Genomic DNA, 25,353 nt, shown 5'->3' with positions numbered 1-25,353 from the left:
GATTGTTTATAAGATAAGCGCGCGATTCTTTCTATGCTCTTTTCGCAAAGGAGCCGTTTTGAATAGTCTCGTTTCTTCTTCCGTTTGAGGAATGACCTTTGGTACCGGCTTCGGTTTTCCATCTTCATCAACGGCGACCATTGTCAGGAATGATTCCGTCGTCAAGGTTTTGACACTCGTTACTAGATTCGTAGAGTACACCTTTACATACACTTCCATTGATGTTCTGCCGGTGGAAGTGACGTATGCCTCAAGGCTTAGAGCATCGCCGACCGTGGCGGATGATAAGAAGTCGACGGAGTCAATCGATGCCGTGACGACGACTGAACTGGAATGTTTCATGGCGGATAGGGCCGCAATCTCATCAATATAGGATAAAACCTTTCCTCCAAAGATGGTCTGCATATGATTGGTGTCAGGCGGCAATACCAATTTTGTTTGTATGGTTCGTGAACGTTCGACTGAATAGGCTTGTTCCATTTTCTCATCTCCCTGTTTGTATTATGAAACAAAAAAGCATCTTCTTTTGAAAAAGAAGATGCGGCTATTCCAGGTGAACGTTCAGAGTACAACGATTCCTCTTGTGACGTCTCATTAGCGCAACACCCTCCTATCTCCCGTAGGAACTTCTGTGTTCTTCCCATTTGGCAGGTCTCCTGGCTCAGCGTCAACGATTTCGTATTCCTTCCCATTTCAATCCGAAACAGTGGATCCATACGAATTCTCAGCCTTACAGTGGCGGGACCGCGTTGGACTTTCACCAACTTCCCTTTTAAGAAAATGAATTAAAGGTCATCTTCACCAATGAGCAATGATTAAATTGTGAACGCTTTTATTTTATCATAACCCTTAGTGAGTGAGGAGAAGGATTATGGTAAAATTTATAAACAAGTGCTTTTCAAAAAGGTAGTGAGGTCTGAAAAATGCCACAAGACAAAATACAAAGAAACCAAATCGATAAAGTAGTAGAGTATATCGATCAACATCTAAGCGAAGATTTATCCTTAGAACAGTTAGCCAAAGTATCAACCTATTCCCCTTATCACTTTCAGCGGTTGTTTAAAGGGCTGATCGGTGAAACACCGGCAGGTTATGTGAAAAGGATGCGCTTGGAAAATGCAGCGCATATGCTCATTTACGAGCCACAGCTTCCTATCACACAAATTGCGTTCATATGTGGTTTTTCATCGTTATCCTATTTCACCTATTCTTTTAATACTTACTTTAAAGCTAACCCCAAAAGCTGGCGGGAAGGTGCCTATTTAGAGCGTTTTCCGCGAGAATATCTAAATAGCAAGATATCTAAACTCTTCAGCGCAAAAGCGAAAGCATCCCAGGGTGAAGAATCCTATAATGAGTTTAAATGGCTGGATTTATCGAAAGTGAAGATCGCTCATTTTCCAGAGTGTTCAACCGTCAATAGATTCCATATCGGGTCATATATCGAAGGTATTCCAGAAGCATGGCAAGATCTATACAGATGGGGAAATGCCAGAAACCTCATAGAGAAGAGTCCTTTGATATTCGGAGTTCCAAAGAGCAACCCTTATATTACCCCACCTGAAAAAAGCAGGTATGAGTGTCGCTTGGCTGTTGAAAATCAAAATGACGCGGAAGGTGAGGAACTCTATCTATTTCGAGGCAGTAAGCATGTGGTTTATGAATTCGATGAACCTGTCGACTACCGTGAAAGAGGGAAGTTAATCGAATGCTATTCTGAACTTTACAGCTATTGGTTGCCGAAAAGCGGATACAGATACCTGGGGAATCCGATTGAACTCGTGGAAATGATCAGTTTAAAAGGAACACTCGATATTGGATGTAGCATTAAAGCGATCGCTTTAGCCATTGAGCCGAATTAATGGAGGAATTGGGATGGAATTAAATGTGAATTTGCTCGCGATATTGGCGGGGGCTGTGGTGTATATGGTATACGGCGGAATTTATTATTCTATTTTACTAGGAAAGAAGGAACAGGATAGTACTGGACCGATTAAATATGCAGTGGCTGTTATTGTTGCATTTATCAGCTCACTTCTTGTTGGGATTTTTGTTCAAGCCATCGGTTCCAATGGAGTAGTCGAAGGAGCTTTGACAGGTGTACTAATTGGAATTCTTATTTCCATTGTCTACTTGAAAAATGCTTTATTTGGTCTTATGACAAAACGGATGTTTCTTATCGCGATAGGAGATCATCTCATCATATTTACCCTGTTAGGGGCCATACACGGATGGTTGTTGTAGATTGTAAGCTCGAACCTTTTAAAGGTTCGAGCTTTTTTTATATAAAATTAGGAGATTCACCTAAATTATTGAAACTTTTCTAACACTCTTCCGTAGATAGTATTGTAGCTAGCACTTTTATTTTAAATTAAATCAGATTTCATGCTGGTTAAACAAAATGTCGAGAGGGGTTGTCAGAATGCTAGGATCATTAAGTATTATCGGATTTTTCATGTTCCTTATTCCTGTTCTAGTTATTGCAGCGATTGCAGGGATTGCCTATTATTTCTGGATGAGATTTCGTTATCGTACAGCGAGATCGAACCAGGCACTGATCATTACCGGACCTAAACTGGGGGATCCTGAGAAGGAAACGAATATTTTCACCGACCAGGAAGGGCGTTCAATGAAAATCATCAGAGGTGGGGGGTACAGATTAAGACGTTTCCAAACATCCACACCTGTTAATCTTACATCCTTCCAATTAAAGCTATCGACACCGAGAGTATACACAAATGGCGGAGTACCGATCGTTGCAGACGCAGTGGCGATGGTGAAGGTGGCCGATACATTAAACGGGATTGCGAACTATGCCGAGCAGTTCCTTGGTAAGGATCAAAAAGAAATTGAAGATGAAATCATCGAGGTACTGGGAAGTAATCTTCGTGCGATCCTTTCAAAAATGACTGTTGAAGACATTAACAGCAACCGTGAAAAATTTAACGCAGACGTATCAGAAATTGCCCAGAAGCAGCTGGATCTCATGGGCTTCAAAATTACGTCACTCGGGTTAACTGACATAAGAGATGCAGACGAAGAAAATGGATACTTAAAAAACCTTGGTCGTCCACGTATCGCCGAAGTTCGCAAGCAAGCTGAAATTGCAGAAGCTAACACCGAGCGTGAAACCCGTATTCACCGGGCCCAAACCGATCAGGAAGCGAAAGAGGAAGAATATAAGCGTCAAATTACCATTGCCCAATCGAAAAAAGAGAAGGACATCAAAGACGCCGCCTTCAAAGAAGAGACAGAGCGGGCAAGAGCAAAGTCCGAGCAGTCCTATGAGTTGGAAAAAGCCAAACTTACCAAGGAAGTGAAAGAAGAAGAGTTAACCCTTCAATTCCTTGAGCGTGAACGTGCCGTTAAGCTTGAAGCAGAAGAATCAAAAGTTCGTAAAACGAAAGCAGATGCCGAATACTACGAAACCACCCGTAAAGCGGAAGCCGAAGCGCGCAAGGCTGAAATTGACGGGGAAGCGAAAGCCAAGATCCGAAGAGAAGAAGGTTCTGCCGAAGCCGATGTTATCAGAGAGCGAGGTAAGGCGGAAGCCGAATCCCGTAAACTGCTGGCAGAAGCAATGGAGAAACATGGCGATGTCATCATTACCGAGAAATTAATCGAAATGCTGCCCGTTTTCGCAGAGAAAATTGCCCAGCCTCTTAACAATATTGACTCTGTTAAGATCATTGATTCCGGTAATGGCCAGGGAGTTCCTTCCTTTGGGAAAAGCATCACCAGAACGATGCTTGACATGCAGGAACCGTTACGGGAAATGACTGGCATCGATGTAGGTGAACTACTGAAGTCATATGCAAACAGAAGCCAGGAGAGACCTTATCAACCTGCGATTTCGGAGTCAGCAGACAAGGAAGTTGCTGTTACGACTGAAGAAAAAGAGTTACAAGAAGAAAGTAAATAATGAGAAAAGAGATGTCTCAATAATGGAGACATCTCTTTTCTTATGTAGTCTAATCGATTCCAATAAAGGAGTGCCAGAAACGGAATGGTCTATCTGAACCTGGCACCTATTGAATGAATGTACCCTGGTACATAGTGTTAGTGTTGTTTGGGGGTCAGCTGCTGAACATCATGGAAAAATCAGTAGCTGAATATAGGAAGATTATTAACAGTTGAACTCAACGGGGAATTTACCTGTTAAAATTCTTGAAAAGTTCAACAGTCAAATATCCGAAGAAATTAAGCAGTCAAATAAACTGCAATATTTTACAGTCAAAAAAACACTGAAATTCAACAGTCAAACATACCCCTCAACCCTCTACCCCAACCTCAATATGCCGGGAACTTTTAACATCAAACAGCCCTAAATCTGTCAGCTTCAACTCAGGGATCACAGGCAAAGTGAGAAAAGAGAGAGTCAGAAATGGATTAAAGTCCCCGGAGAATCCTAACTCTACAAACGCATTTTCCAACTCGTGGAGCCCTGATACCACTTCTTCAAATCCCTGATCGGACATCAACCCTGCAATCGGTAATGGAAGAGAGGCTATGATATTTCCGTCTCTCACCATCACCAGGCCGCCATTCATTTCGTAAAGCGCCTCAATCGCTTGCAGGATATCACGATCATTTGTACCAGTTGCGACAATATTATGGGAATCATGAGCAATGGTGGTAGCAATGGCTCCCTTTTTCAATCCGAAGCCTTTTACAATCCCCAACCCAATATTTCCTGTCCCGTTATGTCTTTCAACGACAGCCATTTTTAGTTGATCTTGTTGAATAGAAGGGATAAAGAATCCATTTTCTACTTGGACCCTTTCAATCTGTTTATTGGTTCTAAGGTGGTTAGGGATGATTTCGATAATATGTGCTTCTTTTGTAACGCCCATATTAATTTGGAGATGTTTTTCAGTTAGTACAGGAATATGAACAGTTGAAGTCAGGGATGGTTTTTGCGCCGGTTTTACGATTGAGTCGCCGACAAACTGACCATATACAGCTACCTGCTTCCCTTCTTTGTAAACCTCTGATATAGAGACCGTTTTAATATCATCGAGTAAGACAAAATCCGCATCGTATCCAGGTGCAATTGCTCCTTTAGTGTGTAACCCATAACATTCAGCAGCATTCAAAGAGGCGATGCTAATCGCCAATAGAGGGTCGAGCCCTTCATTGATTGCTAAGCGGATATTGTGATCGATACTGCCTTCCTCGATTAAGTCATCCAAGTGCTTATCATCTGTACAGAATAGACAGCGACGGGCATTTCTTTCGTTAACAACCCCAATAAGTGATTTTAAATCTTTGGCCACGGATCCTTCACGGATGAGAAGGTACATCCCCCGGCGTATTCGTTCCAATGCTTCAGGGACTGTGGTGCATTCATGGTCGGTTCGAATACCTGCAGATTTATAAACATTGACCGCATTTGTATCAAGCCCTGCTAAATGTCCGTCCATATTGTGACTATACTCTGAAGTGACAGTGATTTTATCAACAATGGAATCATCGCCTTTTTGGAGGGAAGGGTAGTCCATTACCTCTGCGAGTCCAAGGACACGCTCATGCTTATAGAAAGGTTTCAGCTCTTTTGCTGTCAGCGTTGCTCCTGCATTTTCAAATGGAGTTGCCGGCACGCAGGATGGAAGCATGGTAAACACATCTAATGGAATGTTCCCTGTATCATCGAGCATGAATCCAATTCCTTCTTCTCCGGCTACATTCCCGATTTCATGAGGGTCTGTAATAACTGTCGTGACCCCATGAGGAAGGACGACTTTTGCAAATTCGGATGGTGTGACCATGGAGGATTCAATGTGGACATGGGCATCGATAAAGGATGGACTAATATATCTCCCTCTGGCGTCGATTACCTGTTTCCCTTCAAATTCTCCAATTCCAACGAACATTCCATCAATAATTGCGATATCTCCATCCATGATTTCAAGATTAAACACATCTATTATTTTTCCATTTTTTATAACGATGTCTGCGAGGCTTTCCTTATTCGCAGCTGCAATCCTTTTTTTCAATATATCTTTATTTGTACCCATGAAATCCTCTCCTTATCTAAATAAAAAACCCCGGGAGTCACCCAGGGTTTGACATAGAGAGAGAAGAGCAGGGACTCCTGCCCCTGCTCCCTCTCGTAGTCAAACCATTTACGGTAGTTTGGTAGAAACTTTTGGACCATATTTCCAATATTATACGAGTATGTGGATAAGATTATTTGTTGAAATGATTATTTCACATTTTATCTGCATCGGATGGAATGTGTCAATGGTAATCAGTTTAAGTGCATTATTGAAAATAGTCTTCCTTTTGTGTGTGAAAATGTCTTCAGAGAGTTGAATGTGCTAACAGGACAGTTTATTAATTGATATATTTCTCCATTAGTTATACATTTTATATACAAGTAAACTACAAAACTTGTACAAAATACAAAAGGAGTGGAAGAAATGAAAAAGATTTTCTCGATTTTGGCAACTGTCATGTTAATGTTATCACTGGCTGGAGGTGCGTTTGCGGCTGAGAATGATGCGATGGTGCGTATTGTCCATGCTTCTCCCGATGCTCCTGCTGTCGATGTGTATGTGGATGGAAATGCAGTGGTAGAAGGTGCAGAATTTAAAGCAGCAACAGATTATATGAATCTTCCTGCAGGGGATCATAAAGTTGAAATTTATGCAGCGGGAACAATGGGAAGTGAAGATCCTGTCATTTCTCAAGATTTAACGGTCGAAGCCGGAATGGCTTATACAGTAGCAGCTGCTAATACAGTTGAAAACCTTGAATTAGTCGTAGCACAAGATTCAATGGAAGTAACAGAAGGTATGACTAAGGTGCGCGTTGGGCATCTTGCCCCGGATGCACCTACTGTGGATGTTGGTCTTGTAGGTGGAGATGAGTTATTCAGTGGAGCTGAATTCAAAGCGATTACTGATTATCAGGAATTAGATGCAGGAACATATGACCTGGAAATCAGAACACCAGAAGGAGATCAAGTGTTGGATCTTTCAGGTACGATGCTTGAGGAAAACACAGTATATAGCGTGTTTGCAATCAATACAGCAGAACAATTGGAAGTACTTGTACTGAAAGATTATACGCTGATGCCTGGCAGCATGCCTGAAACAGGTATGGGTGGAGCGGCAGCCGAACAATCATCTACTCTTCCTATAGTGCTAGCGGCAACGGTATTGGGTGGAGCGGCTCTACTATTTGTTACACGCAGAAAACTGCAAAAATAATGAAAAGACTACTATTGTCAATCCCTTTGATGGCTCTTCTGGCAGCATGTGCTGCCGAAGAGCCTCAATCGGTTACGGAAAGTGAGGTTCAATCATCCACCATTGAACAACCTGTTCAACCAGTTAGCCCTGTAAATCATGCATCAAATGAGGAATTAATCAGTGTCAAGCCATCCTCTTTATCAATTCCTAAGCTTGATCTTGAAGCACCAATAAAGGAATTCGGCCTTGATAAGAAAGGAAATATGGAGCTTCCGGATAACGGAAAGGACGTTGCGTGGTTTGAACCGGGTTTTCAACCGGGGGAAAAAGGGAATGCCGTCCTTGCGGGACATGTAGATGATGAGAAAAAACCTGCTGTTTTTTTTGAATTAAATGAACTTGAGCCTGGGGATGAGATCCATTTACATGATGAAGATGGAGCTATCCTGACATTTGTGGTGAGGGAAAAAGTCGCTTATCAAAAAGATGACGCGCCTCTTAGAACCATTTTTGGTCCCAGTGAAAAACGCATGCTTAATCTGATTACGTGCACGGGTTATTTTGACAGGAAAATCCATAATTACGTAGAACGATTGGTTGTGTATACGGAACTGGTCGAAGAGAATAAAGGAATTTGAAGAGCTTATCTCCCATTGCGTGGAAGATAAGCTCTTTTATTTCCATAAAAATCCTTTACAGAAACTTGATTTCCTTTACTATTAATACAGAGAGTTTTCTGAAAAACATTTTGGAGGTTAAGATGAAATTAAAAATTATTCATACCAATGATCTACACAGCCATTTTGAAACGTTCTCGAGAGCAGCATCCTTGATAAAGGCGCATAAAGACGAGAACACACTTATTCTTGATGGGGGGGACTTTGCTGATTTCAGAAGCGTCGAGCTTCAAGGAACGAGAGGAATGGCGGCTATCGAACTGTTGGAATCTGTCGGCTATGATGCGTTAACAATTGGAAACAATGAAATGTTCAATGGATTCGATACCCTTGAGCATATGGCAAGTAATACTCCCGTACCGTTTATTAGTAATAATCTTTATAGGAAAGATAAAACGGTGGCCAATGGGGTAAAACCAAGCGTCATCCTGAAAAAAAACGGTTTACGTATCTTGATTACAGGCTCGTCTCCGGACTTAGGAGGTTTCAATGACGGTCTGGGTGTGCATATTACCGATTTTAAAAATGCAATCGTAGAGGAAATAAAGCGTAATCGTGGAAACTATGATGTTTGCATTCTTTTCAATCATGTAGGGACACTAGCAGATGATGAGCTGGCGAATGAACTTGATGGAGTAGACATCATCCTATCTGCTCATGACCACAAGCTTTATCCACAAGCAAAAGTAATAAACGGGACCGTGATGAATAGTGCCGGTTGTTATGGGGAATACGTTGGTATTGTGGAAGTGGATGTAACAAAGGATGGTGTCAAATTACTCCGGGGGGAAACGATTGAAACCGGGTCTTCTCCTATCGATAAAGAGGTCGTTGCCATATTAAAAGAAAATAAAAAGAAAGCGATTGACGTATTAAGCAGGTCATTATATAAACTCGACCAGTCCCTATGGCATGATGTGATTGAAGAAAATCCAATCACGAATTTAATCGCCGACGGGCTGCAGGACATGTTGAAGTGCGATTTTGGCTTGATCAATAGTGGAATAGTGAACGCTGGTGCATTTGATTTTATCAGCAATAAAAAATTGATCGAAATCTGTCCATCGCCACTGAACCCAACGTCTTTTGACATTCAAGGAAAGCATATTCGTACGGCCATCCAGCATTCTCTGGATGCTGGAGTTTGTTTAGCTGATGGAAGAGGTCCAGGATTCCGGGGGAAATTCGTTGGAAGGCTCCATGTTTCAGGGGCAGAGATTACTCATGATGGTAAAAGAGTATCGGAAATCCACATTGGGAATGTTCCTCTCGAAGATGAGAAGTGGTATTCCGTTGCATCCTCTGATTATTTGCAAAGAGGATCCGGCTATGAATCTCTCGCCCATAACCGGAATGAAAAATACATGGCGGAAGAAATCCGCGATGTGATCCGGATATACGGGGGGCGGAAGGATTTTATCGAGAAAGCTTATATGACCAGGTGGAAGGAAAGTAGTGACGTCATGGTTTAGAGTTCACACGAGGCGCAAGGGTCTCTGCGCATGTGAATGTGATAAAACTGCAGCGAAAAAGCACATATGAATATGCCTTATTCTATGAAACTCGCACCGGCTTAAAGTAAAATAGACTTAACTACTTGTACGAAGGGGCCGTGTCATGAAAAAACGTATCGCATGGATCATGAGCAGTTTGTTGTTGTTATTGATGGTAGGTCTAATTGTAGCCGGAAACTATTTTTATGATGTTGCAATCAATAGAAGTAATGAGGCGATAGAATTATATGGCGGAACGGAAGAAGCGGTTGAAGCCGTCAGCGCGTTGGAGGAAGAACAGAAAAGATTAGAAGAATTAAGGAACTGGACACGTAAGCGGAACTTTGAATCGGTGGAGGTTGAAACAGAGGACGGTTTGACCCTTAGAGCTCAATACCTTGAAAATGAGTCACCGAATGGGAAAGTCGTTATCCTGGCCCATGGGTATAAAGGGAACAGCGAGCAGATGCCTGAAATCACTAGATTCTATTACGAGGAAGGATACAATATTCTCAAACCTGATGCGAGAGGGCATGGGAAAAGTGAAGGGGATTATATCGGGTATGGCTGGGACGATCGATTGGATTATAAAGAATGGATCAATCTCTTAATCAATGAAAAAGATGAAAAATCCATTTTTTTGCACGGTTTTTCCATGGGGGCAGCAACCGTATTGATGACAAGTGGTGAGGACCTTCCAGAAGAGGTGAAAGGAATCATTGCCGACAGTGGATATACCTCATTGAAAGAAGAACTGACTCACCAATTAAACTATCTTTACCGTTTGCCGGCATTTCCGATTATGGAGATAACGAGTGTGGTGACGAAGGTGAGAGCAGGCTATACGTTCAGTGAAGCCTCGGCACTCGACCAGGTGAAGAAAAACAAATTACCTCTATTCATCATTCATGGAGATCAGGACGAGCTCGTTCCAACCGAAATGGCCAATCGTCTTTACGAAGCATCAAATAGCATGAAAGAATTATGGATAGTACCAGGGGCCGGTCACACTGAGGGCTTTACGGTAGAAGAAGAGGAATACAAGAAACGAGTGAAGGGGTTCATTGAAAAAGTGATGAACTCATAAAAGGGGGCAAATCGATGGGAGAAAAGACATTATTTGAAGCGTATAAACAGACTGCTAATCAACTACAGGGACATGGGAAACGAAATCTGGATGTTCTTAAAGAAGCTTTAGAAGAACTCAATGGTGAACAGGATAGTGATATTTACGGATCGGGTAGGATAATAGAGGACTTCCAAAAGAAGATGGCAAACTTCCTGGGAAAAGAAAGTGCCGTTTTCTTCCCGAGCGGAACGATGGCTCAGCAGATCGCCCTGCGCATTTGGTGCGATCAAAAAGATTTGCACAGAGTGGCGTACCATCCTTTATGCCATTTAGAGATTCATGAAGAAGATGGGTTGAAGAAATTACATGGAATTGAACCGATTCTATTAGCTGACAAGGAGCGTGTGATTGGACTGGAAGACGTGATGGGACTTGAAACGGACATCGCATGCTTACTGTTAGAGCTGCCTCAAAGGGAAATCGGTGGTCAACTACCAAACTACGAGACTCTCGAAGCAATCTCAGAATACTGCCGGGATAAAGGAATCAAGCTTCATTTAGATGGGGCCAGGCTTTATGAAATTCTGCCCCATTACGGGAAAACAGCAGAGGAAGTCTGTGCTCTTTTCGATAGTGTCTATATTTCATTCTATAAAGGGATCGGTGGAATTGCAGGTGCGGTCCTGGCAGGGAGCGGGGAGTTTACGAAAGAATCAAAGGTATGGAAAAGACGCCATGGGGGAGATCTCATCAGCCTCTATCCATACATACTGAGTGCAGACCATTACTTTGATCAACGAATCAACAAAATGGAACAGTATTATGAAGGAGCAAAAGAACTTGCCGGTCTTTTTAACGCCTGCCAGGGTGTATCGACTCTTCCTGAACAGCCTGTTTCCAATATGTTTCATGTCTTCTTTCAATATCCACAAAAAGAAATAGAAACGATTTTGATGGATGTGTATGACGAGACATGTATTGGTTTAACAGGATATGTAAAGGAAGTGACTGAAAATGAGTGTGCATATGAAGTAAGCATAGGAGATCAATACGAGAACGTTTCGAAACAAGATTTGAGTAAACTATTTGTGGTGTTGGATGAGAAATTGAAAACGTTGATAGAGAAATAAACGATTGTATTGTGGTACCGGATAATTCCGGTGCCACTTTTTTTGAGGGACGGACCTTCTCTTTTTCCCTTTATTCAACATAGAATCCCGTCCCTAGCACATTCTTCTAACATAAACAGAGGTCCGTCCCTCTCCCGAGAAAGAAATATCTTTTTTACTATTGAAATATTCTGATTATTAGGTATAATTCGATACATTATACATTTTTTAGAAGGGGAGAGGGCATATGAGTGTGAAGGATAGTCGTTTGGTGGATGAACTGGGGGAAGTCGTAGATAGTCATCGGGTGACGGTGAATGAGACGATTTTAGAGCAGCATGGGAAGGATGAATCCTATCATAGGCCGAGCTCTCCGGATATAGTGGTATTCCCTGAGAGTGTTGGGGAGGTGAGCGGGATTGTGAAGGTGGCAGCTGCTCATCACACACCCATTATCCCGTTTGGTCTGGGTACAAGCCTTGAAGGTCATGTGATTCCATATGATAAAGGAATTACCATTGATTTTTCCCGGATGAATAAAATACTCGAGGTGAGGGAGAAGGATTTCCTCGTAAAGGTTCAGCCTGGTGTCACACGTTCACAGTTAAATAAAGAATTGAAAAAGTATGGTCTCTATTTTTCAGTTGATCCCGGTGCTGATGCGACCCTGGGAGGCATGGCTGCCACGAATGCGAGTGGGACGACTTCTGTAAAATATGGAGTCATGCGGGATCAGGTCCGGGATTTAGAAGTGGTGCTTCCGGATGGAGAAGTGATTCACACAGGAAACATGGCTCAGAAATCATCGTCCGGCTATCACTTAAACAGTTTATTCGTAGGTTCAGAGGGCACGTTGGGATGTATTACGGAGCTGACCCTCCGCGTATATGGGATACCTGAGCATATTGTGGCGGCACGCGCGTCGTTTAATCATATAAATGATGCTGTGGAAGCGGTCGTGTCCATTTTACAAGCCGGCATTCCAATTGCGAGAGTGGAGCTGGTGGATGAACCATCGATGATACAAGTGAATCGATTCAGTGAGACGGATTATAAAGAAAAACCTACTCTTTTTCTTGAGTTTCATGGTAATGAAGCAGGTCTCCAACAAGATGTAGAATTCACCAAAGAGATAATGTCTGATCATAATTGTGAAGAGATTGTGTTTGAAGAAGACACTGCAGGTAGGAATAGATTGTGGGAAGCGAGACATAATCTTGCCTATGCTTATGTACATGGAAATCCAGGAAGGAAGCTCATGGTGACAGACGTGTGTGTGCCGATTTCAGAATTGTCCGGTGCCGTGCAGCATGCACGAAAAAGGCTGGAAGAATTAGACTTGATAGGGGGAATCCTCGGACATGTGGGAGATGGAAATTACCATACATCACTCATGATTGATTTAAACGACTATGAAGAGGTGAAGAGAGCGGAAATATATAACGAACAAATTGTGGAGTATGCCCTTGAACGAAATGGCACATGTACAGGTGAACATGGTGTAGGGGTCGGAAAGATGAAGTATCAACAGAGGGAACACGGTGGTGCTTTGAAGGTCATGGAAAAAATCAAGATGGCCATAGATCCAAATGGAATCTTTAATCCTCACAAACTAGTACATAAAAAGAAGGAGGAACAGAAATGAAACTACTCGAAACGATCAGCAATCTGGCAGGTAAATATTTTGCTTTTTGGGTCATCCTCGTAGCTGCGGTAGCCTATTTTGTTCCTGCTCCTTTTCTGCCATTGGGCGGCTATATAACGATTCTATTAGGTGTCGTGATGTTCGGTATGGGACTTACATTAAAGCCCGTCGACTTTCAGCTTGTTCTGAAGAAGCCATTGCCGGTCATCACCGGAGTACTGGCGCAATTCATCATTATGCCATTGGGTGCCCTATTGATAGCATACATGCTGAATCTACCGAGTGAATTAGCTGCCGGATTGGTATTACTGGGATCGGTTCCCGGTGGGACGGCATCCAATGTGATGGTGTATCTGGCAAAAGGAAATCTGGCATTATCCGTGGCCATGACATCACTGTCAACATTATTGGCACCGATTGCGACTCCACTGATTTTGTTAGCATTAGCGGGTCAATGGCTTCCTGTCGATCCAATCGCCATGTTTCTTTCCATCGTTCAAGTGATCATCGTACCCATCACTCTTGGGTTAGTCATTCGAAAGTTATTCCCGAGCACAGTGGAAAAAAGTTTAAATGTCATTCCGTTGATTTCAGTATTGGCAATCATAATCATCGTATCGGCCGTTGTTTCAGCAAATGTTGAAAATATCGCAACCTCGGGAATGATCATTTTCACAGCTGTGATCCTGCATAATCTATTTGGACTTGGACTGGGATATGGCACAGGAGTCCTTATGAAATTAGATGAAAGTAAGCGGAGAGCGATTTCAATTGAAGTCGGGATGCAAAACTCTGGACTTGGAGTCGCACTTGCAACTGCTCACTTTGGACCACTTGCCGCGCTCCCAAGTGTGATAGCAGCCGTGTGGCATAATATTTCTGGGCCGATCCTTGCGACGTTTTGGAGTAAGAAACCTGTGAAGGAAGGGAAAGAGGAGGAATTTGTAACAGGTGAAGTTAATCCCACTGTGAGGTAATGAAATGGAGAAAGGTACCGGAGAGTCCGGTACCTTTCTTTATTTCGTTCTTATTTTTTCAATAACAAATACATGAAATAAGGTGCCCCGATCAAAGCGATCATGATCCCTGCTGGAATGCCATCGGGTTCCAGGATATTACGACCGACTGTGTCAGCAAGTAATAATAGCCATCCGCCAAGCAGTATGGCAATCGGGATGAACATTTGATTGCGTGGTCCGACCAAAGCTTTGGCGATATGGGGAGCCATTAATCCGATAAAGGCGATTCCTCCTGTGACCGAAACAGCCGATGCGGCTAAAGCCACAGCTACCATCAGCATGATGAAACGTTCACGATTGATGGAAACTCCTACACCTACAGAGACAGGTTCACTTAATCCCAGAAGATTCAACATCTGAGATTTATAGAGTGCAAATGGAATCAGAATCACGAGCCATGGTAGAAGCGCCCATATGAACGGCCAGTCTGACCCCCAGATATTCCCCGCCAGCCACATGGCAATGAAATCCACTTTTGCCCGTTCGGCACTGGAGATGAGAATGATCATGAGCCCCGACAGTGCCATGGAGAATCCGACCCCTACTAAGACTAATCTGACAGGCTGAATCCCATTACGCTTACTATACGAAAATAAGTAGATCAAGCAAGCTGTAATCAGTGCTCCCGCAAATGCAACAATAGGCAAGAGATAAGCAAATGAACCGGCATCTATCGGAAAAAATAAAAAGAAGATGGCAATGGAAACCCCTGCCCCGGAATTGATACCGATAATTCCGGGATCCGCTAAGTCATTACGTGTGATACTTTGTAAAATACAACCGGAAAGGGCCAGGGCCATACCTGCCAAAAGCGTAATGATGATTCTGGGTAAACGAATGGAAAATAGGATGAATTCTTCTTTAAATGACCCTTCACCTAAAATAGTAGGCAGTAGACGATCATATGAAACAGAAGAATAGCCCATTCCAATACTAATAAATGTTGTTGCTGCGATAAGGATCAGTAGTCCAATAAGAAGTAATCGTTGTTTTTTGATCAAATCCGGATGTATCATCAGAAGCCTTTTCCTCCTTTATGCACGATAAACAGGAAGAAAGGTAAGCCCATCATCGCGACGATCGCTGCCACAGGTGTTTCATAAGGGGCGTTGATTGTACGGCCGAGCGTATCTGCGAGCAGCATGAATGTTGCTCCAAACAGGGTGGAGATAGGGATGATCAAGCGGTAATCTGTCCCCACCACAGCCCGTACAATATGGGGGATCATCAAGCCGATGAATACCATATTCCCGACAAGGGCAACGGCAGCGCCTGCAAGTAGAACTATCACGATAAACAGGATCGTTTTCACAAAAGCCGTACGTTGACCCAATCCGACGGCAACTTCCTCGTTTAAACTTAGTATGGTTAGTTGTCTGGATAAAAAGATTGAAACCACGATACCGATTAAAATAAATGGAACAATCACTTGAAGCTGATTCCACGTTGTCCCGATCATTCCACCGGCCGTCCACATTGACACATCTTTGGAAAGCTTAAAATAGAGACCGATTCCTTCAGAAATGGCAAATAAAAAGGCGGAAACGGCAGCACCGGCCAATACAATTCTAAAGGGAGAGAAGCCGCCCCGTTTCATTGAGCTGATGCCGAATACCAACAATGCCCCTACAGCAGAGCCGATGAAGCAAGCAATCATAATGCCGTAGTAGCTGATGGAAGAAGAAAAGGCAAGAGCAACGGCTAATGCTGCGTTTGCTCCTGCTGTCAATCCAAGTAACCCCGGGTCTGCAAGGGGATTTCGCGTCATGCCCTGCATGATGGCTCCCGATACGGCTAAAGAAGCTCCAACAACAATGGCGGCAACTTCCCTGGGGAAGCGGATCTCCCGCAGGATGGTTACCTTATCCCCATCACCGGCAGGAGTCAGTGCAAGCCATACGTCCTTCACCGTTGTCTCTGCAGCCCCATACACCACAGATATAAGAAATGCAGCAACAAATAAGAAGGTGGCCCCGATTAATTTATAAAAAAATGGAACTCGCTGATTTTGAGTTTTCATAATCAATCATCTTTTCTTTATTGGAGTAGAAAGAAAGGGAATTCTTGTGATAAGAATCCCCTTTACGAATTAATTGCCTAGAAATTTCTCTTTGAAGAAATCCAACTGGTAATCAAGTGTTAATGGATCATTAAAGTAGAATTCCATCATGTTCACTTCATATACTTGGTTGTTCTTTACTGCAGGAATGTTTTTGTATGTTTCTGTATCCATGAATGAGTTATCTGCTTTCGGGTCTTTGCTTATAATCAGATAATCTCCGGCATACTCAGGCATAACCTCTGTTGAAAGAGCGAAATATCCAGGTTCCAACGCTTGTTCTTTTACTTTTTCAGGCATCTTCAGGTCCATTTCCTGATAAAGGATCTCGGTACCGCGACCCCAGTTGTTTCCATAAACGTATAATTGCTTATTGAAGCTTTCAATAACGGAAACGGTTGTATCTTCTCCAATTTTCGCTTTGATGTCTTCTCCTGCAGTCTGGGCACGCTTCTTGAAGTCATCCACCCATTCTGTCGCTTCTTTTTCTTTATTTAGTAGTTTGCCAATTTCGATGTGCTGTGTTAAATAGTCTACTTTTCCATAAGTGTATGTAACAGTAGGGGCAATTTCATTTAACTTATCGACATTTTTAATATTGGATAGGCCGATGATTAGATCAGGGTCAAGCTCAATGATTTTCTCCAGGCTTTCGTCGGTTACTTCTTCCACATCTTTTAATTCCTTATCCCAACGGGGATTCATTTTTGACCATGAGTCGACACCTACAACATTCACATCCAATGCCATGACGTTACCGGCAAATGAGGATAGTACGACTACGCGCTGTGGATCAGCCGGTACTTCAACCGGTCCATTTTCTGATTGATAGGTGATGGTATCAGAAGACTTCATGTCTTTTTCTTTTGAATCCGAGCTTTCTTCTTTCGTAGAACTGTTGCCGCAGGCACTAACGAGCAGCACTAACAGCAGAGTAAAAGGGATGAGCCATTTCTTCATGTTGATCTTCTCCTTTTAGTAGATTATATGTGTAACACATTGGCTTGTTTGTTCGAGGATCTCTTCCTATCTCAGCATCGATTTGAAATACTTTTTTCAGGACCTCATGGGTGATGACTTCCTCACAATTTCCGGCTTTCACGATTTCTCCTTCTTTTAAAGCAACGATATAGTCGGCAAATCGTGCAGCTTGATTTAGATCATGGAGGACCATCACAATGGTGCGTTCCTGTTCTCTATTCAGCTTCTGTAGAAGTTCCAGTACTTCCAGCTGGTGAGCCATATCTAAATATGTAGTCGGTTCATCTAGAAAGATGATATCTGTTTCCTGGGCAAGAGCCATGGCAATCCAGACGCGTTGTCGCTGACCGCCTGATAAGGCATCGACTTCCCTGTACTTAAACTCCAGGGTCCCTGTCACCTCAAGCGCCCAGTTGATGACGTCATAATCTTTCTTCGATAGACGGCCCATTCCTTTTTGATGAGGGAAACGGCCATATGAAACCAATTCCCCTACCGTCAGTCCACTGGCACTCTCAGGGGTTTGCGGAAGAATCGCCATCTTCTTCGCTAATTCCTTTGTGTTGCCTTTAAAAATGTTTTCACCATCTAACAGGACGTTGCCGGAATGATGGGGGATGATACGGGTAATCGCTTTCAGTAAAGTCGATTTTCCACAACCATTTGAACCAATGATTGTTGTGATTTTTTTATCAGGGATGTCCACGCTTAAGTTTTTCACGATGAGGCGTTCACCGTAGCCAATGTTTAATTCGTTTGTATAGAGGCGAACCATTTTAAGACCTCCGTTTATAGATTAGTAAAGTGATAATGATTCTCAATCTCGAACAATTTAAATACTATAATCCTTTTTTACTAATGTCAATAGAAATTTGTATTGTCAAAGCATAAAAAAAGATGTAGGATGTAATTGAGAATGATAATCAATTATATTTTGGTTACTCAAGGAGTGGACGGAAATGGATAATCACGAACTATTTGATGTGACAGTCATTGGGGGAGGTCCAGCGGGACTTTACTCAGCTTTCTATAGTGGACTTAGAGAAATGAAAACAAAGATCATCGAGTTTCAGCCAACATTGGGTGGAAAGATACATGTGTATCCTGAGAAAATGATTTGGGATGTAGGGGGACTCACTCCGATTCCCGGGGCGAAATTAATTGAGCAGCTTGTTCAACAAGGATTGACTTTCGATCCGTCTGTCGTCTTGAACGAAAAAGTTGAATCCATTACACGCAATGAAGAAGGTACCTTTATATTAGAAGGTTCTTCTGGGGAAAAGCACTACTCAAAAACGGTCATCATCGCAGTGGGAAGCGGAATCATCAATCCTCAGAAGCTTGATATCGAAGGGGCAGAACGATTTGAAGTTTCTAATTTAAATTACACTGTCAAGTCATTAAAAAGGTTTAAAGATAAGACGGTCATCATTTCAGGTGGAGGGAACTCAGCCATCGATTGGGCAAATGAATTAGAACCAGTAGCGAAGAAAGTGTATGTTGCCTATCGAAAGGAAGCATTGAACGGACACGAAGCTCAATGTGCCCAGCTCATGAACAGCTCGGCATCCTGCCTGCTCAACACATCTATTACCAAGCTGATTGCAGCCGCTGATCACGAAACCATTGAAAAGGTGCAACTGACCAATCATCAGACAGGAGAGGTTTCCTATTTACCTATCGATGAAGTAATCATTAATCATGGGTATGAAATAGATACTTCCCTGCTTAAAAATAGTTCATTGAATATCGACATGATCGATCAGTATTACATAGCTGGTACGACTACCAGCGAATCATCGATCGAAGGCATTTACGCAGCGGGTGACATCTTGAAACACGATGGAAAGGTGAACTTGATTGCAGGAGCATTCCAGGACGCGGCCAACGCAGTCAATAGAGCCAAGCAATTCATTCAACCTGAAGCGAATAAATTCGCCATGGTTTCTTCCCATAACGAAGTATTCAAGAAGAGAAATAAAGAACTGGTCAGGCAGATGATGAAGTAATGAACAAAGCTCTCTCCAAATTCGGAGAGAGCTTTATTTATACAAATAGATTTTAATGTGCTCTTGTTTATCGATCGTGGCAAGTAATACATCGTGCACGGTGACATTGTAGGTGGTCTTTAGCTGATCATGCAGCCAATGTTCATCCTTTCCCAGTTTCATTAACAGAGATTGATTGATTTTCCGATCTTCAATAACGGGCATGGGGAGATCGAACCCTTTTGGGGACAGGGACAGATCCTTTTGAGTCACAGGCTGGTATTGTGGTTTGAGAAATATAGAGATTTCTCCGCCAGTTTCCCACAGGGCCAATGCCACATTCTCAACTTCTTCGGTCTGCTGCTTTCTTAATTCAGACAAAAGGCTGTCTATGGGTACACGTGCTTTCTTGAGATTTTGATATAGGATTTCCCCGTTATCGATCAATGGGATAGGGGAAGGATCGAGTATTTTTCGTATGAAAGTTGAATGCAGACTGAGGTATACCCCAATCAGATAGAGTGCCACTAATGTGCCCATGGTGAGCATAGAGCCTTTCAATCCCAGCCCTTCGTCAGACAATGGGTGAGCCATGATGTTCCCTATAAGGAGGGCCATAACAAAATCAAGGAATCTTAACTGTGAAATCGATCTTTGTCCCATTAATTTAGCTATGATAATTAGAAAGATGAAGCCGAAAATAGCGCGCAAAATCCATTCCAGGCTAGTCAACGATTCCTGACTCATAAAGAAATCCAAACGAACACGTCCTCACTTCGATCAACTGCCAATTAGTATCTCCTAAAGATTCCTCCACAAAACAAAAAAGATGCCTACAAATGTAAGCATCTTTTGGATTTAAGCATTATATTGTTCAACGTTTTTATTGTGGGGTGAAACAGATTTCTTATTTACTAAGTATCCGATGAGTAAAACCCCAACCGTAAGACCGATTGTGATCAAATACGTAACAGGACCATGATGGATATTAAGTAAATGTAAGAATTTCTCGTCTCTAACAATCATTTCACCTGCTGTAAATGCTAGAATTCCTGCACCTAGATAGGCAATCCATCGATATTTTTCAAGTACTCTAACAATCGCCTTTGATCCAAATATCATAATCGGAATCGAGATGAATACTCCCAGGGCGATCATACCGATATGCCCATGTGCTGCACCGGCAACGGCCACCACATTATCAAGGCTCATGACGGCATCTGCGATAATGATGGTCGTGATCGCTTGTCTAAGTCCGGTATGAGATTTAATATTGGCTTCTTCTTCACCTTCAACCAGTACTTTATAGGCGATCCATAAAAGAAGGACCCCGCCGATCAGATGAACATAAGGAATTTTTAATAAGTACACAATAATGGCAGCAAAGAAAATGCGCAGGATGACAGCTCCTGCTGTTCCCCAGAAAATCGCTCTGTTTTGATGTTCTTTCGGTAACCCTCTCGTTGCCATAGCGATGACAATCGCGTTATCCCCGGATAGTATGATATCGATTGCAATGATTTTTAATAGTGCAATGATGGCTCCCGATGAAATGGCAAGTCCAAGTGGAAATAAGAAATCCATATTCAGTTCCTCCTTGATTCTACTAATCTATGAACGAAACACTAACTAATCTATAGTATCACAATTGATGGAATTTTGAACTGTTATTATTTCTAAGATAAATATTTCCAATTTGTGCTTGTACTATTTAATCAATGAAGGATAAGTACCTATAATGAAAGAAAAGCTCCATCTCATTTTTCTAGGAGATGGAGCACTTTCTTTTATTAAGATTGCGGGTAGGGAGGTGGATATGGGTAAGGGTACGGATATGGGTAAGGATAAGCTGGAACCGGTACAGGGTAAGGACCCGGTGAAGCTGCAGCCCCCACAGCTAAGCCAGTCACCGTTCCCGCCGCAAATCCAGGATAGTAGCCACCTCCGTGATAACCCCAGTTGCCTCCGTGATTCCAATTTCCTCCCTGGTTCCAACTTGTTCCGTGTCCCCATGTGGCGTGTACGTGTCCATTGCCCCAGCTCGCATGCCCTCCGCCTCCGTGTATGGGTCTGTACATACTGAATCGTTGATCAAACATCGCTCTCACCTTTCTCACTATAAGGAAGTTGCTTTATCATATGTGGATTGTTTAAAAGGGTTTAATAAGTTTTAGCTGGTAATACGACATAAGTCAATTCCATGAACTTTATAAACAATATACCCACAAAGTTCCTTTTGCCGTTTATTTACGATTTATTTTATTAAGTTTCTGAATTTTCTATAATGAAAGCGTTATCAATAATATTCAGAGGGGGAAATGGTTGATGAAAATGAAAACAGGTATCATGGCTATCATTTTATCAAGTTTACTAGTTGTCACCACGGCATGCGGAGGATCTAACACTGCAAGTAATTCTGAAAGTGATGGGGAATGGAATCCGTCTAAACCAATTGAAGTCGTTGCTCCAGCTGGTGCCGGCGGAGGTTGGGATACGACGGCCAGGACCGTTTCAAAGGTAATGGAAGAACAGAAAATCATTGAAGAGCGTATGGCTGTAGTCAATAAACCAGGGGGCGGGGGCTCTGTCGGCTGGTCATATATTGATAGTAAAAAAGGGGATAACCACACGATGTTCGTCACGTCTCCACCGATGTTCTTTGTTCCCCTAAATGGACAGTCGACATTGTCTCACAAAGACTTCACGCCTATAGCGGGGGTGATCGCTGACTATGCAGCCTTTGTTGTAGACGCCGATTCACCTTACGATACGATGAATGATCTTGTCGATGCATTAAAAAAGGATCCGACATCAGTATCCATTGTAGGGGTATCTTCACCGGGAAGCATGGATCACATGCAGTTCGTAAAAGCGGTTAAGGCAGCAGGGGTAGATGTTAAAAAGCTGAAATATGTTTCGGCTCAAGACGGATCTGGAATGAGCATGCTCCTCGGGGGAAAAGTGGATGTGTACTCGACGGGACTTGCGGAAGCTTCTGAACAAGCCCGTGCAGGCAAGGTGAAGGTTCTGGCGATTACAGCTCCCGAACGTTTGGAAGGAGATACGATTTCAGAGTTCCCGACGTTAAAAGAACAGGGGATTGATGATGAATTTGTTGTGTGGCGTGGATTCTTAGGACCAAAGGATATGGATCCCGATGCCGTTGCTTATTATGAGAAAGCGTTTAAAGACATGATCGAAACGGATCAGTGGAAGGAAATGCGGGATAAGTTTGGCTGGACTGACAACTACATGTCTTCAGAAGAGTTCAGTTCCTTCCTGGATGAAGAGTACAAAGAAATTGAAGCATTAATGGAGGAAATCGGCTTGAAAAAATAATGGGGTATGGAGCAGAAACATCTGCTCCTTCCATTTTGAATAGGAGTGAGTCACATGAGAACAAAACCAGATCGAATCATCTCAATACTTTTACTAGTTTTTGCCGGGATCTATTTAGCTCTCAGCTTTCAGCTTCCTGCATTTCCATACGCCATTATCGATAGTGACGTCCTTCCGAAAGGGCTTGGATTCCTGCTCATTATTTTAGCGGTTGTTTTGTTTTTCCAGGCGAAGGATGATACAGGAGAAGATAAAAAAAGACGATATGTCAAAAAAGAAGATGTCATCATTCTTTTATCGGTATTAGGAGCACTGCTCATATATATTTTTTTACTTGAACCGCTCGGATTTTTATTATCTACTGTTCTATTTTTGTTGGTCATCCCGTTTGTATTGGGCTTCAAAAAGAAACTCACAACGGTATTAGTGGCTTTTCTATTTTCAGGCATCATGTATTATTCATTTAACTATTTACTCAACATTACATTACCACAGGGGATTCTACCCTTTTAGGAGGTGACGGGCATGATTGAAAGTATATTATATGGATTTCAAGTAGCATTCACCCCGGAAAACTTATTTTTCGCATTTATTGGGGTGTTGGCTGGTACGATTATCGGGATGCTGCCTGGATTGGGTCCGATCAGCGCCATTGCGATCATGATTCCCCTGAGTTATGGGATGTCTCCGGCTTCCGCCTTGATCCTGATGGCAGGGGTTTATTATGGTGCCGTGTTTGGAGGCTCGACTTCTTCAATTCTATTAAATGCCCCTGGTATTTCAGGGACAGTGGCAACAGCTTTTGACGGATATCCCATGGCAAAGCAGGGGAAGGCAGGCAAAGCACTTGCCATTGCGGCCATATCATCTTTTGCAGGTGGAACGATAAGTGTAGTGGCACTTATGCTGGTCGCACCTTATATGGCTAAGCTTGCCATTACGTTTGGGCCAACTGAGTATTTCGCTCTAATGCTTCTGGGACTCACAGCGATTTCGAGTTTATCTGAAGGGTCCACCAATAAAGCATTGATTTCGGCGACGATTGGATTAATCATCGCAACTGTCGGGATTGATCAGCAAACAGGTACACAGCGTTTCACATTCGGGAACCCGGGTTTATTAGAGGGGATCGACTTTCTGATCATTGCTTTAGGATTATTTGCATTATCCGAGGTTTGTCAGTTAATTATCTCACGGAATGAAAATACGTTGAAAGGGAAGAAGGCTGTTGGCAGTTTAAAGCTTGAAAAGAAGGAATTGAAGGAGATGGCAGGACCGATTGGTCGTCATTCCGTCCTTGGTTTTATACTGGGAGTCCTGCCTGGAGCAGGAGCAACAATCGCTTCATTCCTTTCCTATATTTCAGAGAAACGTTTATCCAAAGATCCATCTTCTTTTGGAAAAGGGAATATCAAGGGACTGGCCGCGCCTGAAACGTCCAATAATGCAGCGACAAGCGGGGCATTCGTTCCCTTGTTAACATTAGGGATACCAGGGTCTGGAACCACTGCTGTACTACTTGGTGCCTTACTTGTTGTAGGGGTGCAGCCGGGGCCATTGATGCTTCAGGATCACCCGGACGTTTTCTGGGGAGTCATCGCAAGTATGTATATAGGGAATCTTTTTCTATTGATACTTAACTTACCGCTCATTCCTGTATTGGCAAAAATCTTATATATTCCGAAGCAGCTGTTGATCGCATTGATCATTGTATTCTGTTTAATAGGGGTATACGCAGTCAGCTTCAACACGTTCCATCTGTACTTGCTTGTAGGATTTGGCGTGTTAGGCTATTTGTTGAAAATGTTCAAATTCCCTGCGCCGCCATTTATTCTGGCGTTTATATTGGGGGGGATGATGGAGCAATCCTTCAGACAGGCGATGACGATCTCAAATGGATCTTACAGTGTGTTTTTTCAAAGTAATATCACCATCGGATTACTGATCGTTTCATTCCTTTCACTTGTTCTCCCTACTATTTTAGGGTTTGTGAGAAGAGGGAAGGCCACGGAAAGTCAGGATCTGAAGAAAGAAGCATAATCAATAGAACAGCAGTGAAGCCCCAATGCCTCACTGCTGTTCTATTATGCTTGAAGAAAATATTTTCTCTGAGGTCTCCCGACACCTCCATAGGTAAGCACCACTTTAATCTTCTTTTGGGAAACAAGATACTCCAGATAGCGCCTGGCCGTTGTACGGGTAACGCCGACTTCCCCTGCCATTTCCTCAGCAGTATAACCCAGGCTGTGATCGGTTTCTATCCGCTTGAGTATGGAATCCAATGTAATCGTATCGATCCCTTTCGGGGGTTGTTGAACGGTTTGAATGTTACTCGTGCTTTTCTTTCTAGTAAACAGGTTGTCCACTTCATGTTGATTTTCGACTTGAGAATCATTCATTCTCTCTTTATAGTGTTGATACTTTAGAAGAGTATCCTGAAATCGGTTAAAGATAATGGGCTTCAGGATATAATCGAATGCCCCGCCACGGATGGCATTGGAAATATGTTCGGTTTCCTTTGCTGCTGTGACCAGGATGACATCTGTACTTCGATAATGCTTTCTGATCTCCCAGAGAAATTCACTGCCGGTGCCATCAGGAAAGTACACGTCAAGTAAAATCAAATCAGGATTAACAACAGGTAAGACTTTCTTGGCTTCTGCGATGGTAGTGGCGATCCCGCCAACCTGAAATCTTTCCATTTGAGCGATGTACTGACTGTTAATCTCAGCTGTTTGAATATCATCTTCTATAATGAATACGTTCCACTTACGCAAT

Annotated in this window: 24 protein-coding genes and 2 riboswitches; of the genes, 14 read left to right on the top strand and 10 right to left on the bottom strand. The window is 42.7% G+C overall.

Going from position 1 to position 25,353, the window contains the following annotated elements; all coding sequences use genetic code 11:
- Positions 1-6 precede the first annotated feature (6 nt).
- Positions 7-480, bottom strand: a complete 474-nt coding sequence (locus FZC88_RS07970; RefSeq protein WP_148994368.1) for an acyl-CoA thioesterase — start codon at positions 478-480, stop codon at positions 7-9.
- A 149-nt stretch (positions 481-629) separates the two neighbouring features.
- Positions 630-820: riboswitch (cobalamin riboswitch) on the bottom strand.
- A 103-nt stretch (positions 821-923) separates the two neighbouring features.
- Here FZC88_RS07970 and FZC88_RS07965 point away from each other — a divergent pair.
- From FZC88_RS07965 to FZC88_RS07955, 3 genes are all read left to right on the top strand, one after another.
- Positions 924-1,862 carry an AraC family transcriptional regulator gene (locus FZC88_RS07965; protein WP_148994367.1) on the top strand — a complete coding sequence of 313 codons (939 nt, stop codon included), beginning with the start codon at positions 924-926 and terminating at the stop codon, positions 1,860-1,862.
- 13 nt (positions 1,863-1,875) lie between these two features.
- Positions 1,876-2,244, top strand: a complete 369-nt coding sequence (locus FZC88_RS07960; RefSeq protein WP_148994366.1) for a DUF1761 domain-containing protein — start codon at positions 1,876-1,878, stop codon at positions 2,242-2,244.
- A gap of 178 nt (positions 2,245-2,422) precedes the next feature.
- Complete coding sequence (locus FZC88_RS07955; RefSeq protein ID WP_148994365.1) at positions 2,423-3,922, top strand: flotillin family protein; 1,500 nt, start codon at positions 2,423-2,425, stop codon at positions 3,920-3,922.
- 349 nt (positions 3,923-4,271) lie between these two features.
- Here FZC88_RS07955 and ade read toward each other — a convergent pair whose 3' ends face one another.
- Positions 4,272-6,017, bottom strand: coding sequence for an adenine deaminase (ade, locus tag FZC88_RS07950; protein ID WP_148994364.1), 1,746 nt, complete (start codon positions 6,015-6,017; stop codon positions 4,272-4,274).
- Positions 6,018-6,093: 76 nt separating this feature from the next.
- A riboswitch (purine riboswitch) is annotated at positions 6,094-6,195 on the bottom strand.
- A gap of 227 nt (positions 6,196-6,422) precedes the next feature.
- Between ade and FZC88_RS07945 the strand changes: the two genes are divergently transcribed.
- From FZC88_RS07945 to FZC88_RS07915, 7 genes are all read left to right on the top strand, one after another.
- Complete coding sequence (locus tag FZC88_RS07945; protein ID WP_148994363.1) at positions 6,423-7,214, top strand: DUF4397 domain-containing protein; 792 nt, start codon at positions 6,423-6,425, stop codon at positions 7,212-7,214.
- A gap of 14 nt (positions 7,215-7,228) precedes the next feature.
- Positions 7,229-7,834, top strand: a complete 606-nt coding sequence (locus FZC88_RS07940; protein WP_187443546.1) for a class F sortase — start codon at positions 7,229-7,231, stop codon at positions 7,832-7,834.
- A gap of 122 nt (positions 7,835-7,956) precedes the next feature.
- Positions 7,957-9,345, top strand: a complete 1,389-nt coding sequence (locus FZC88_RS07935) for a bifunctional metallophosphatase/5'-nucleotidase (protein ID WP_148994361.1) — start codon at positions 7,957-7,959, stop codon at positions 9,343-9,345.
- 145 nt (positions 9,346-9,490) lie between these two features.
- A complete protein-coding gene (locus FZC88_RS07930) occupies positions 9,491-10,453 on the top strand; it encodes an alpha/beta hydrolase (protein ID WP_148968067.1) in 963 nt (320 codons plus the stop codon).
- 14 nt (positions 10,454-10,467) lie between these two features.
- Complete coding sequence (locus FZC88_RS07925; RefSeq protein ID WP_148994360.1) at positions 10,468-11,565, top strand: threonine aldolase family protein; 1,098 nt, start codon at positions 10,468-10,470, stop codon at positions 11,563-11,565.
- A gap of 226 nt (positions 11,566-11,791) precedes the next feature.
- Complete coding sequence (locus FZC88_RS07920) at positions 11,792-13,189, top strand: FAD-binding oxidoreductase (protein ID WP_148994359.1); 1,398 nt, start codon at positions 11,792-11,794, stop codon at positions 13,187-13,189.
- On the top strand, positions 13,186-14,166 hold the full coding sequence (locus FZC88_RS07915; protein ID WP_148994358.1) for a bile acid:sodium symporter family protein: 981 nt from the start codon (positions 13,186-13,188) through the stop codon (positions 14,164-14,166). Before FZC88_RS07920 ends, FZC88_RS07915 begins: the two co-directional genes overlap by 4 nt.
- A gap of 50 nt (positions 14,167-14,216) precedes the next feature.
- On the opposite strand, the gene FZC88_RS07910 is transcribed toward FZC88_RS07915, so the two are convergent.
- The 4 genes from FZC88_RS07910 to FZC88_RS07895 form a co-directional block, all read right to left on the bottom strand.
- Positions 14,217-15,224 (bottom strand): FecCD family ABC transporter permease, encoded by a 1,008-nt coding sequence (locus FZC88_RS07910; protein WP_148994357.1) that lies wholly within the window; start codon positions 15,222-15,224, stop codon positions 14,217-14,219.
- Positions 15,224-16,228 (bottom strand): FecCD family ABC transporter permease, encoded by a 1,005-nt coding sequence (locus FZC88_RS07905; protein WP_148994356.1) that lies wholly within the window; start codon positions 16,226-16,228, stop codon positions 15,224-15,226. The genes FZC88_RS07910 and FZC88_RS07905 overlap by 1 nt, the downstream gene beginning before the upstream one ends.
- 69 nt (positions 16,229-16,297) lie before the next feature.
- Positions 16,298-17,227 carry an iron-hydroxamate ABC transporter substrate-binding protein gene (locus tag FZC88_RS07900; RefSeq protein WP_148994355.1) on the bottom strand — a complete coding sequence of 310 codons (930 nt, stop codon included), beginning with the start codon at positions 17,225-17,227 and terminating at the stop codon, positions 16,298-16,300.
- On the bottom strand, positions 17,178-18,023 hold the full coding sequence (locus FZC88_RS07895; protein WP_148994354.1) for an ABC transporter ATP-binding protein: 846 nt from the start codon (positions 18,021-18,023) through the stop codon (positions 17,178-17,180). Before FZC88_RS07895 ends, FZC88_RS07900 begins: the two co-directional genes overlap by 50 nt.
- A 184-nt stretch (positions 18,024-18,207) precedes the next feature.
- On the opposite strand from FZC88_RS07895, the gene FZC88_RS07890 reads away from it, so the two are divergent.
- Positions 18,208-19,257: an NAD(P)/FAD-dependent oxidoreductase gene (locus FZC88_RS07890; RefSeq protein ID WP_148994353.1), complete on the top strand. Its 1,050-nt coding sequence runs from the start codon at positions 18,208-18,210 to the stop codon at positions 19,255-19,257.
- A 33-nt stretch (positions 19,258-19,290) separates the two neighbouring features.
- Here the strand turns inward: FZC88_RS07890 and FZC88_RS07885 are convergent, their stop codons facing one another.
- The 3 genes from FZC88_RS07885 to FZC88_RS07875 form a co-directional block, all read right to left on the bottom strand.
- The gene (locus tag FZC88_RS07885; RefSeq protein WP_148994352.1) at positions 19,291-19,995 is read right to left on the bottom strand and encodes a DUF421 domain-containing protein; all 705 of its coding nucleotides are present in this window, start codon (positions 19,993-19,995) and stop codon (positions 19,291-19,293) included.
- A 99-nt stretch (positions 19,996-20,094) separates the two neighbouring features.
- The gene (locus tag FZC88_RS07880) at positions 20,095-20,820 is read right to left on the bottom strand and encodes a TerC family protein (protein ID WP_148968078.1); all 726 of its coding nucleotides are present in this window, start codon (positions 20,818-20,820) and stop codon (positions 20,095-20,097) included.
- Positions 20,821-21,026: 206 nt separating this feature from the next.
- Positions 21,027-21,335, bottom strand: coding sequence for a hypothetical protein (locus FZC88_RS07875; RefSeq protein WP_148994351.1), 309 nt, complete (start codon positions 21,333-21,335; stop codon positions 21,027-21,029).
- A gap of 232 nt (positions 21,336-21,567) precedes the next feature.
- Here FZC88_RS07875 and FZC88_RS07870 point away from each other — a divergent pair, with 232 nt between their 5' ends.
- From FZC88_RS07870 to FZC88_RS07860, 3 genes are read left to right on the top strand one after another with little or no spacing between them, the layout of a single operon-like run.
- Positions 21,568-22,575 carry a tripartite tricarboxylate transporter substrate binding protein gene (locus FZC88_RS07870; protein ID WP_148995122.1) on the top strand — a complete coding sequence of 336 codons (1,008 nt, stop codon included), beginning with the start codon at positions 21,568-21,570 and terminating at the stop codon, positions 22,573-22,575.
- Positions 22,576-22,629: 54 nt separating this feature from the next.
- On the top strand, positions 22,630-23,088 hold the full coding sequence (locus FZC88_RS07865; protein ID WP_148994350.1) for a tripartite tricarboxylate transporter TctB family protein: 459 nt from the start codon (positions 22,630-22,632) through the stop codon (positions 23,086-23,088).
- Between the two features lie 12 nt (positions 23,089-23,100).
- Positions 23,101-24,615, top strand: a complete 1,515-nt coding sequence (locus FZC88_RS07860; RefSeq protein ID WP_148968081.1) for a tripartite tricarboxylate transporter permease — start codon at positions 23,101-23,103, stop codon at positions 24,613-24,615.
- A gap of 44 nt (positions 24,616-24,659) precedes the next feature.
- Here FZC88_RS07860 and FZC88_RS07855 read toward each other — a convergent pair whose 3' ends face one another.
- Positions 24,660-25,352: a response regulator gene (locus FZC88_RS07855; protein WP_148994349.1), complete on the bottom strand. Its 693-nt coding sequence runs from the start codon at positions 25,350-25,352 to the stop codon at positions 24,660-24,662.
- Position 25,353 lies beyond the last annotated feature (1 nt).

This window comes from Rossellomorea aquimaris, from assembly GCF_008180865.1.
GTDB lineage: Bacteria > Bacillota > Bacilli > Bacillales > Bacillaceae_B > Rossellomorea > Rossellomorea yichunensis.
This window is presented reverse-complemented; position numbering and strand designations above follow the sequence as displayed.

Bases quoted from the DNA above. Each gene is read 5' to 3' on its own strand.
- FZC88_RS07860 (WP_148968081.1), top strand. From the start codon at position 23,101: ATGATTGAAAGTATATTATATGGATTTCAAGTAGCATTCACCCCGGAA.
- FZC88_RS07910 (WP_148994357.1), bottom strand. From the start codon at position 15,224: ATGATACATCCGGATTTGATCAAAAAACAACGATTACTTCTTATTGGA.
- FZC88_RS07960 (WP_148994366.1), top strand. From the start codon at position 1,876: ATGGAATTAAATGTGAATTTGCTCGCGATATTGGCGGGGGCTGTGGTG.
- ade (WP_148994364.1), bottom strand. From the start codon at position 6,017: ATGGGTACAAATAAAGATATATTGAAAAAAAGGATTGCAGCTGCGAAT.
- FZC88_RS07970 (WP_148994368.1), bottom strand. From the start codon at position 480: ATGGAACAAGCCTATTCAGTCGAACGTTCACGAACCATACAAACAAAA.
- FZC88_RS07955 (WP_148994365.1), top strand. From the start codon at position 2,423: ATGCTAGGATCATTAAGTATTATCGGATTTTTCATGTTCCTTATTCCT.
- FZC88_RS07875 (WP_148994351.1), bottom strand. From the start codon at position 21,335: ATGTTTGATCAACGATTCAGTATGTACAGACCCATACACGGAGGCGGA.
- FZC88_RS07920 (WP_148994359.1), top strand. From the start codon at position 11,792: ATGAGTGTGAAGGATAGTCGTTTGGTGGATGAACTGGGGGAAGTCGTA.
- FZC88_RS07865 (WP_148994350.1), top strand. From the start codon at position 22,630: ATGAGAACAAAACCAGATCGAATCATCTCAATACTTTTACTAGTTTTT.
- FZC88_RS07880 (WP_148968078.1), bottom strand. From the start codon at position 20,820: ATGGATTTCTTATTTCCACTTGGACTTGCCATTTCATCGGGAGCCATC.
- FZC88_RS07945 (WP_148994363.1), top strand. From the start codon at position 6,423: ATGAAAAAGATTTTCTCGATTTTGGCAACTGTCATGTTAATGTTATCA.
- FZC88_RS07890 (WP_148994353.1), top strand. From the start codon at position 18,208: ATGGATAATCACGAACTATTTGATGTGACAGTCATTGGGGGAGGTCCA.
- FZC88_RS07915 (WP_148994358.1), top strand. From the start codon at position 13,186: ATGAAACTACTCGAAACGATCAGCAATCTGGCAGGTAAATATTTTGCT.
- FZC88_RS07895 (WP_148994354.1), bottom strand. From the start codon at position 18,023: ATGGTTCGCCTCTATACAAACGAATTAAACATTGGCTACGGTGAACGC.
- FZC88_RS07935 (WP_148994361.1), top strand. From the start codon at position 7,957: ATGAAATTAAAAATTATTCATACCAATGATCTACACAGCCATTTTGAA.
- FZC88_RS07925 (WP_148994360.1), top strand. From the start codon at position 10,468: ATGGGAGAAAAGACATTATTTGAAGCGTATAAACAGACTGCTAATCAA.
- FZC88_RS07905 (WP_148994356.1), bottom strand. From the start codon at position 16,228: ATGAAAACTCAAAATCAGCGAGTTCCATTTTTTTATAAATTAATCGGG.
- FZC88_RS07870 (WP_148995122.1), top strand. From the start codon at position 21,568: ATGAAAACAGGTATCATGGCTATCATTTTATCAAGTTTACTAGTTGTC.
- FZC88_RS07900 (WP_148994355.1), bottom strand. From the start codon at position 17,227: ATGAAGAAATGGCTCATCCCTTTTACTCTGCTGTTAGTGCTGCTCGTT.
- FZC88_RS07965 (WP_148994367.1), top strand. From the start codon at position 924: ATGCCACAAGACAAAATACAAAGAAACCAAATCGATAAAGTAGTAGAG.
- FZC88_RS07930 (WP_148968067.1), top strand. From the start codon at position 9,491: ATGAAAAAACGTATCGCATGGATCATGAGCAGTTTGTTGTTGTTATTG.